This is a genomic window from Photobacterium sp. (assembly GCF_057456235.1).
This window is the reverse complement of sequence record NZ_JBVCPH010000030.1, coordinates 1-8,740: the sequence shown is the minus strand read 5'-3', so window position 1 is coordinate 8,740 and position 8,740 is coordinate 1. Positions and strand designations below refer to the sequence as shown.

8 protein-coding genes are annotated in these 8,740 nt (G+C 44.6%); all 8 read left to right on the top strand.

The annotated features are described in order from the left end of the window. Window positions 1-744, top strand: a 744-nt coding sequence (locus AC2204_RS20415; protein ID WP_413466730.1) for a bacteriophage T4 gp5 trimerisation domain-containing protein, incomplete at its 5' end; no start/stop codon positions are given. Next, window positions 717-1,610, top strand: a complete 894-nt coding sequence (locus AC2204_RS20410) for a DUF4123 domain-containing protein (RefSeq protein ID WP_318927733.1) — start codon at window positions 717-719, stop codon at window positions 1,608-1,610. The genes AC2204_RS20415 and AC2204_RS20410, both read left to right, overlap by 28 nt. After that, window positions 1,600-5,742: a LysM peptidoglycan-binding domain-containing protein gene (locus AC2204_RS20405; RefSeq protein WP_318927732.1), complete on the top strand. Its 4,143-nt coding sequence runs from the start codon at window positions 1,600-1,602 to the stop codon at window positions 5,740-5,742. Before AC2204_RS20410 ends, AC2204_RS20405 begins: the two co-directional genes overlap by 11 nt. After that, window positions 5,732-6,814, top strand: coding sequence for a hypothetical protein (locus AC2204_RS20400; RefSeq protein WP_318927731.1), 1,083 nt, complete (start codon window positions 5,732-5,734; stop codon window positions 6,812-6,814). Before AC2204_RS20405 ends, AC2204_RS20400 begins: the two co-directional genes overlap by 11 nt. A gap of 161 nt (window positions 6,815-6,975) precedes the next feature. After that, window positions 6,976-7,485, top strand: coding sequence for a hypothetical protein (locus tag AC2204_RS20395; protein ID WP_318927730.1), 510 nt, complete (start codon window positions 6,976-6,978; stop codon window positions 7,483-7,485). Window positions 7,486-7,555: 70 nt separating this feature from the next. Next, complete coding sequence (locus AC2204_RS20390; protein ID WP_318927729.1) at window positions 7,556-8,116, top strand: hypothetical protein; 561 nt, start codon at window positions 7,556-7,558, stop codon at window positions 8,114-8,116. 52 nt (window positions 8,117-8,168) lie between these two features. Then, window positions 8,169-8,453, top strand: coding sequence for a type VI secretion system PAAR protein (locus AC2204_RS20385; protein ID WP_318927728.1), 285 nt, complete (start codon window positions 8,169-8,171; stop codon window positions 8,451-8,453). A 125-nt stretch (window positions 8,454-8,578) separates the two neighbouring features. Beyond that, a partial coding sequence (locus AC2204_RS20380; RefSeq protein ID WP_486767000.1) for a contractile injection system protein, VgrG/Pvc8 family occupies window positions 8,579-8,740 on the top strand: 162 nt, incomplete at its 3' end.

The following is an 8,740-nucleotide window of genomic DNA, read 5'->3' as shown; positions in this document are numbered from 1 at the left end:
GGTGCGTTATATAACACCAAAAACCAAGTGCCTTATGCCCTGCCCGAGCATAAAACCCGCAGCACCTTTAAAACATCGTCCAGTGTCGGCGGGCAGAACTTCAATGAATGGCGCTTTGACGACAAAATAAATAACGAACAAATCTATCTTCATGCCGCCAAAGATCTCGATACCACCGTACAAAATATCCGCACCCAGGAAATACTGAATGCCGATCACCTTACCGTCCACGATTGCCGCTATCAGGCAATTAAAGTTGATGATCACAGCACGGTAAACGGAAATCAGTTCGAAACGATCGGCGGAGATAACCACCACGAGACGGCAGGCACGCAGCAGACCAAAATCGGTAGCAAACACCTTACCGAAGCGGGCAGTGAAATCCACATCAAAGTGGGCAATAAAGCAGTGATTGAAGCCGGTTCCGAAATCACCCTGAAAGGCGGCGGCAGTTTCGTGAAAATCGACCCATCCGGCATCAAGCTCGTCGGCCCGGGCATCAAGCTGAATTCTGGCGGCAGCGCAGGAAGGGGGAGTGGCTACGGAGGCCAGCCGCCACAATTGCCGAGAGTGATTGGTCAGGCTGCCACATTGGCCGCATCAACCGCGTTGCAGGCACAAACAGCGACAACGTCTATGTCGCTGGCCGCGTTTGGGAATATGGCGAAAAGGGCCGTATTTATTCAGGAAGAGTGTGATTGTAGCGGTGAAGATACATGCCCAATACACAAAAAGAAGAGTTAGTCATGCAAATTGAAGGTATTAAGTGCTTAAGCGCTGTTCCTGTTTATCAGCCAACTCTTCGTACTTACTTGATTGTAGAAGCGTGCCAAATTGATGATTTTTTACGCCGCTTTTATGAGGGAAGCTCAGGCGACTGTCTGTGGGATTATCTCTTTGGCCAGGACGTTGATGACGGAGTGAAAAAATCCGGGCCAGTATTGATAGAGCTGCAAAGCCATGAGCAGGATTGGACTTTTGCGGTCTCGCTATTAGAGCAGTATCCGGCGGGCTGTTTGTTAACTTCAAAGGCTGATTTTGAATCTGTACAGAAATGGGGTATGGCACGCGTTCAAATCTACTCACCCAGTAATGCCCGTTCAGTCTGTCGATTTTATGATCCGCGTAATTTAGCCTATTGCTTAGGGGCTCAGGAACAAATACAGCGTCGTCATTTTTGGCATCAGGCCGAACAACTCTATTGGTACGATCAACAACAGTGGTGGACGTCAGAATTAACGGCGTCTTCCGAGCCATTAATCAAAGAGTATCGCCTCTCTCAATCAGAATTAGCAACGATAACGGTATACAAAGAACAGCAGATGGCAAATCAATTAGCCGATCACTATCGTAATGTAATACCGAAAGACAATATTCTGATTTCTGAACTGGTTCACTCCCAGTTGCCAATCGCCAAACGCTATGGCGCAAGCAACATGAATGAATTTGATCTCTGGCTTCGTATCGCCATTGTCTATGGTGGGGATTTTTATCGTGAGCGTAAACTGCAGCCAATATTTGAAAACCTACATTATTCAATCAAGAAAAAACTGGCATTGAGCGATGAAATACTCGCAGCATTGGAAGCAGGAGATCACCATGGAATATAAATTAATCCCATATTTGGTTGAAAAGGGTGATACCGTTTCAGGGCTGGCCAGAAAACATAACATCAGTCAAAAAGTATTTTTAGACCATAACCCTCATGTTACTGATCCCGGTCGAATACATGCTGGGAAAATAATGATCATTCCAGTTCCTATTCAATCAGCAAAAGCCGGCTCGGTATTTGCTTCGACGGGTGAAGCCAGTAAGAAAACTGAATTCACATCAATACCGAGCGTGGATACTATTGAGCCAGAGCTTGCATCAGAATGGAATATTGATGCCGGGCTTGATGAATTACCCCTTACGCCTCCGGCATTGCCATTAGAAACAGATGAGTTACTGAATGGGGCAGAAGCGGGGTTGCCGCCAGCCTTAGAAACGCCCTATTCGTTAGAATCCATGGGGGCGGCACAGTGCCGAACCCAGGAAGAGCAAGAACAGCAAAAGTTTATCTTCGTCGAGCAAACCGGTGTTGGGATTGATGATGGCATTAATCAATTTGCATTGTTTGCCAGTGGGCAGGAAGTCGAGCAATTGCAAAGTTGCCAGCAACCCCAGGGGCGCTTTGGGCCAATCGTTGAGACAACAACGTATATTGATGATCATGCTTTAAAAGATGGCTATCAGCTGATCCACAAAATTGGCGATATTCAAGCAGTACTGCTTGATAATAAAGAAGTGAGTAACTCTGTACTGAAAGAGGCGACCAAAGAGTTCCAACACAATGTCATGCTCGGTATTGTGCCTTTATTGACAACCGATCATGATGAAAGAGCGGTTGCACCTTGCCGCAACGGCTATCTGTATATTTTCCTCAATGGGCGACTCTATAGAGAGTTAAAAGTGACGGCAGAGTCGGATAAAACACCGACGTTTACCGATAGTGACGCGGCAAGCTACCGTCAGATGGACACCGTGCCAGATAAACGGGAATACACAGGTACAGCGCAACAACACATCCAGATCCCGCTTTATTTAAATAACCGAATCGCAAACGTTGAAATGGCGTTCTCCCAATTCCCATGGCCTTGGAAGCACGTACAAACGCTGGAGAAAAGCGATTATTTGCGAAAGGAGCGTTGCGAGCAATGGTCGAAAATTTCGCGGGCTGTCGACGAAATTCCGGCATTAATTCGCACGAAATCGGGTATTGCGAATTATAAAACCAGGCGGTTTGTTGAAGAATGGGGCTTTGTAACTAAGCATCTGGCCATTGATGAGCTGCCAGAAATGAGAATGCGCGACGCGGAAATGGAAACCTTGCTGGGCTCATCTCGTATTTATTTGGAAGATATTTCAGGCCAGCAATGGCGTAACGTTGTTACTGGGCTACAGCAAGAGCGTCAATACCACGACAGTGATGTTAATACACAGCTTTCAGCGCCAAGCGATCTCATCAATTTTAAAGATGATAAATATCCCCATGAAACGGTATTTTGCCCCAGTTTACGGGGAAATTTATTACAGCAATGGATGCACCCGAGAAGAGCTAAGCCATTGCCGTTGAATAACTCGCCAGATGTGCCTGAATTTTCATTTGAAGACTACCAGCTTCCAGAACCACCTACAGCCTGCAGTGATTGTTTCTCACCGCTAAGAGGCAAAAATCTGGTGGGAATTGTATTAAAAGATCAGCGGTTTGTTGCCGATAAATTGCTCAACCAGGTCAATGCCAATATTCAGCTGCTTCAGTTACTGTCGGAAAGTGTGAAATATCATAACTATGGCGCTGCCGCAGAGCTGATCCACTTTAATTGTTTTAGTAAACAAACCCCGAATGGTAATGCCAACCCGCTCTATTTAGACAGCTTCTGGGATGCAAGACTGGTTCAGTCTACCGGCAGCCTGTTCTGCCGGATAGTAAAGCGTGAAGAACGGGCGCAGGCACGAAGAGAACTCTATAAATTAATTGGCTTATACGCAGATTTGCTATGGGATCGTAATAGTGCCCACCTGGCCGCAACGGACATGGACGCGATTCTGTTTCAAACTGCCGATAAAGCGTGGCCCTATATCAACTTTATCGAGACGCTTGAAACCATACTGGTTGATTTAGATCGGGTCGATCCCCGATTGGTCGAAGGTGAGCCAGATCATGACATGCCAATACTGAATCGATTTAATTATTCGCGATTGGCCGATCCGAAAAAAATCATGATGGGGGCAATTAAACGTATTTTTGAAACGGCCTCCCATCCTTACGCTTGTTTGGCCTATCAAAAAGAAAATTGCCAGGGTGATGCAAGAAAATGGGCCGAGTTTTACGAGGTCAATTACGAGCAGTTACAACAAGCAGTCGCCAATACCTATCAGGAAAAATCCCAATTAGTCATTTTTGATCAGGAGCTAATAGACGTCGCCTCTAAAGTGATTGATGAAGAAAACCAGATGTCGGCTTCTGAGATATCGGGCGTTGTAAGGCGAGGGGTCAACGGTTTAGAGGTATTATCCATTCAGGTATTGCCTTCGCTTTATGGGGTTTTGGCAAAGATAACGAATATTCAAGGCAAGGCATTGACGATTAAGTTCGCTTCTGAATTAGCCCATTTACCATCAGCCCTCTCTGGTGGCGCTATTCCGTTTAAGGTGCAAGCGACGAATGGGAAAACGCTGTGGCTAATGGCGGCAGATGTTCGACAATTACCATCTCATGTCTATGATGGTATAAAGGGTCAGTCGGTATCAAGTATAGAAAATCAGCTTGGTGGGAAATTCAGCCACACCAGAAATGCTGATTATAGCTATGAGATTAAGGGCCAGCAGGTAAATCAAACCTCTGCTCGTATTGTTGGAGGCGCATACCGAGGAATATGGGCCGGGTTGTGGTTGTTGGAGCTGAATAATTTTTGTATATCATTTAAAACTTCGCTAGATAAACCGAATGCAAAAAATATTATTGGGTTGATTAGTGCAAGCTTTGATGTGTTTCTCTTAAGTGCTTACTTCTCAAACTTAACTAACAATCAATCCTTCAAAGGGGTAAATAAAAAATTAAGCGTGGACTTTAATCTGGAAAATGATCAATTAAAAAGAATGTCAGGCTGGCGCAATTGGCGAGGTGGTTTGGCAAGTATTGCTGGTGGCGTAACATCATTATTATTATTCTTGGATGCGAAACTTCTGTTTGACCAAGGATACAATAACGCAGCCTGGAATAAAATCGGTGAGGCCGGGTCAATGATGACGGCCGCAACAGCACCGGGCATTACTTATATGGCGAAGCCCATTGTCGATAGGGCGTGTATTCGTTTATTAGGCCAGGCGGCAATTTCAGCCAATACCATAAACTTAACCATCACAGTCGGATCTTTGTTTGTCTCATGGTGGTTTGCCTCGCGGGCAGCGAACCATAGTGACGATTCGTTTTCGCTGGCAATTAAATATGGCCTGTTCGGTGTAGAGCATAATGATCTGGATGAAAGAATTCGTCGGTTAGAAGAAAAGGTCGAGAAAGGGGAATTCGAAGATAACAAATCTATTCTGCCCAGGCTTAAAGAGGTAAAATCAACCGCAGAAAGCCAAAGCGGGATGAATTACTACAGCCAGCTAGTTAACTGTTTGTTTATGGGTGATGCGACTATTATCTCACCCTCAGAAGCTTACCGTATAAGTAGTGATTTCAAAAAACAAAATTGTCAGCTTATTATTAAAACCTTTAATCCGGTATTGCGCTTTGATAAAGGGGATTCACAGCCGCAAAAATTCACTATCAAATTAGGTGAAGAACTGACAATCCCCGGCTTTTCTCAAACAGCGGTAATACCAATTCGAACTATATTGGAAGTAAAGCCAAAACTGGTCAAACAAGATCCGGAAAATCCTGCAATCCAATATTATGGTTTTATACTTCCTGCCAGCTACTGGCAACATACCGTAGAGTCTTATCATAAGATTAAGCTGATGAATTATAGGGGTAACCTCAACCATCTGAAAAAAGCATCAACTGTACCTGAAGCGAATAAATTACATATCAAGCTCACATTGGCGTCAAGAAACATTGAATTCAGTGATGAAGTTTGGCAACCCAATGAAAAAGCTTATGTGGGTATAACTAAAATCAGAGAATTTAAGTATGTTCAGCCGCGTTTGTCGGTAACAGTAAACAACAGTAAAAGGGTTAGCCATGCAGTGTAATCAATATCAACCTACTGCGTACACCAAACAGAAATGCCCGCTGGTATCACAACCTATTGATATGGGCGTGCTAGAGCATGTAATGATTGATTCGCAGTTAGCATGGTATAGCCAATACAATTATTTAAACCCATGGCAAAAGCAATTCTCTGCAGGATGGTTGACTAGATATCGGGTACAAAAAAAAGAATTTCCTGCCTATTGGCCACTTTCACATAAAGTCTTTAAATCTGGCTGGGAGGAAGATAAAACTCAGCCGAAAAGACGAATATTTTTGGAACTATTTGTCGGTTGCTTTAGCTTCCCCTTGGCTTGGCTTTGGGTTGGTGGGTGTTGGGTTGGTTTTTTAGCTTCAATCCTTGGGGGAGAGGCATTTTGGGAGTTTTTTTTCTATCCTCCACTAGTGTGTGCAATATGTACTTGGCTCAATATTCGACTTAAGAACAGTAATTTAAAATACTATAAAGGTTATAAATGGAAAGATCAGGGTTTTTTTCGTGAAACAGGTAAAGTGGTTACCCAATTTGGCGAATTTGATTTCATTGATTTTGACCCAGTTATTGAGCGAGATATGATGGCCAATGGCACCTGTAATTTTAACCTGGAAATGCGCTATCGCTACCGTGAACAATATAAGTTCAGCATCTCAATTTACGGTGCAGGTGCCAATATTCGTGATGCCCATGCCGCGTGGGATATGTTGCTGCGCTTTATGGATATCGAAGAGCCATTGCCTGATATTCCGGAATTAGAGCCGTTCCGCCATTTGGACCCAACCACAGTCGAATACGACAAGGCGGGTAAGCGCGGCCGTCCTGATAATTACTGGCACGATTTGTATGCCGCCAATGATGAGTCGACCTTCTGGAATTACCTTCATGATATGGAAGGTAGAAAAAAGAATAATCCACTGATTCAGATGGATAATGAGTTTTACGATATGATTATTGGACATAAAGAGCCTGTGCCACCCTATATCCCTGAGCACATTTATGAACAACGCAAACGCGAATTCTATGAAATGCAAGCCGCCTATGAAGCAGAGCAGCAACAAATCGAAAAAGCAGAATAAGCTCAGTATCAAGTTCACGTTGGCGGCCAGAAACATTGAATTTAGTGATGAAGTTTGGCACCCCAATGAAAAGGCCTATGTGGGTATAACGAAAATCAGAGAGTTTAAGTATGTTCAGCCGTGTTTGTCGGTAACACTCAACAACAGCAAGGGGGTTAGCCATGCAGTGTAATCAATATCAACCCACCGCCTACACCAAACAGAAATGCCCGCTGGTATCACAACCTATTGATATGGGCGTTCTAGAGCATGTAATGATTGATTCGCAGTTAGCATGGTATAACCAATATAATTACTTAAACCCTAGGCAAGAGCAGTTTTCTGCAGGATGGCTGAAAAGATATCGTGTTCAGAAAAATGATTTTCCAGAGTATTGGCCTGTAACCCACCAGGTAAATAAAACAGGCTGGGATGAAGATAAAAGCCAACAATCAGATAAAATGTTTACGGAAATGTTTATTGGTTGCTTTAGCTTCCCCTTGGCTTGGCTTGGCTTGGCTTGGCTTGGCTTGGCTTGGCTTGGCTTGGCTTGGCTTGGCTTGGCTTTGGATTGGTGCTGCGTGGTTGGCAACAGTTATTACGCTACTAGCTCGCGGATCATTTCTGATTTTAGGAGCGGTACTTCCTCCACTAGTTTGTGCAATATTTACCTGGTTAAATATTCGACTTAAGAATAGTAATTTAAAATATTACAAACGTCATAGGTGGAACGGACAGGGTTTTTATCGTGAAACAGGTAAAGTGGTTACCCAATTTGGCGAATTTGATTTTACAGATTTTGACCCGGTTATAGAGCGAGATATGATGGCCAACGGTACCTGTAATTTTAACCTGGAAATGCGCTATCGCTACCGTGAACAATATAAGTTCAGCATCTCAATTTATGGCGCAGGCAGCAATATTCGTGATGCCCATGCCGCGTGGGATATGTTGCTGCGCTTTATGGATATCGAAGAACCATTGCCCGATATTCCCGAGTTAGAGCCGTTTCGTCATTTAGACCCCACCACAGTCGAATATGACCAAGCAGGCAAGCGCGGCCGCCCTGATAATTACTGGCACGATTTGTATGCCTCCAATGATGAGTCGACCTTCTGGAACTACCTTCATGATATGGAAGGACGGAAGAAGAATAACCCGTTGATCCAAATGGAAAGTGACTTTCGTGACATGATCCGTGGTAACAAAGAAGCTGTGCCCCCGTATATCCCTGAACACATTTATGAACAACGCAAACGCGAGTTCTATGAAATGCAAGCAGCCTATGAAGCCGAGCAGCAACAAATCGAAAAAGCAGAATAATCATCAGTTCACAGATTGATTAATAATGACGATAAACAAAAAGGATTTTACTATGCCTAAAGCAGCACTGCTGGGTGACATCGGCACCCAGCATGATGGTTTTCACCCATCCCCGATCATTTCAGCCAGTTCAGATGTCTTCATTGACGGCCGCCCTGTTGCTCGCCAGGGCGATGCATTAATGCCGCATATCAAACCCAAGCATCCACCGCATCCGCGCAGCATCGCATCGGGTGTGGGGTCGGTATTGGTGAATGGTAAGCCCATCGCCGTCGGCGGCTCTAAAATCAGCTGCGGCGGGAAAGTGCAGGCGGGCAGTTCGGTAAAAGCGGGTTAGTTGTTTCATAATATTATTTGAATCAAATGTTTCTACGCAAAGGTAAAATAGCTACCCCGGTCAATTTTCCATACAGGCCGAGGGTACAGGCATTGCAACACGTACCCTTGAACAGGGGAGAATAGATAAACGGAAAGTTAGCGGGGGTCAGTGATTGCTGTCAGCTTACCAGCGGTTATTACCAGCCATTACAAGCTCACCCTAATGACGCATGGAACGAGCCGTGGTTGCTGACAGAGGTTAAACACCGGGGCATTCAGCCTCAGGTGCTGGAAGAGCATGCCGAT

Excerpts from the sequence above, each read along its gene's own strand:
- AC2204_RS20385 (WP_318927728.1), top strand. The coding sequence starts at position 8,169 with ATGCCTAAAGCAGCACTGCTGGGTGACATCGGCACCCAGCATGATGGT.
- AC2204_RS20405 (WP_318927732.1), top strand. The coding sequence starts at position 1,600 with ATGGAATATAAATTAATCCCATATTTGGTTGAAAAGGGTGATACCGTT.
- AC2204_RS20400 (WP_318927731.1), top strand. The coding sequence starts at position 5,732 with ATGCAGTGTAATCAATATCAACCTACTGCGTACACCAAACAGAAATGC.
- AC2204_RS20410 (WP_318927733.1), top strand. The coding sequence starts at position 717 with ATGCCCAATACACAAAAAGAAGAGTTAGTCATGCAAATTGAAGGTATT.
- AC2204_RS20395 (WP_318927730.1), top strand. The coding sequence starts at position 6,976 with ATGCAGTGTAATCAATATCAACCCACCGCCTACACCAAACAGAAATGC.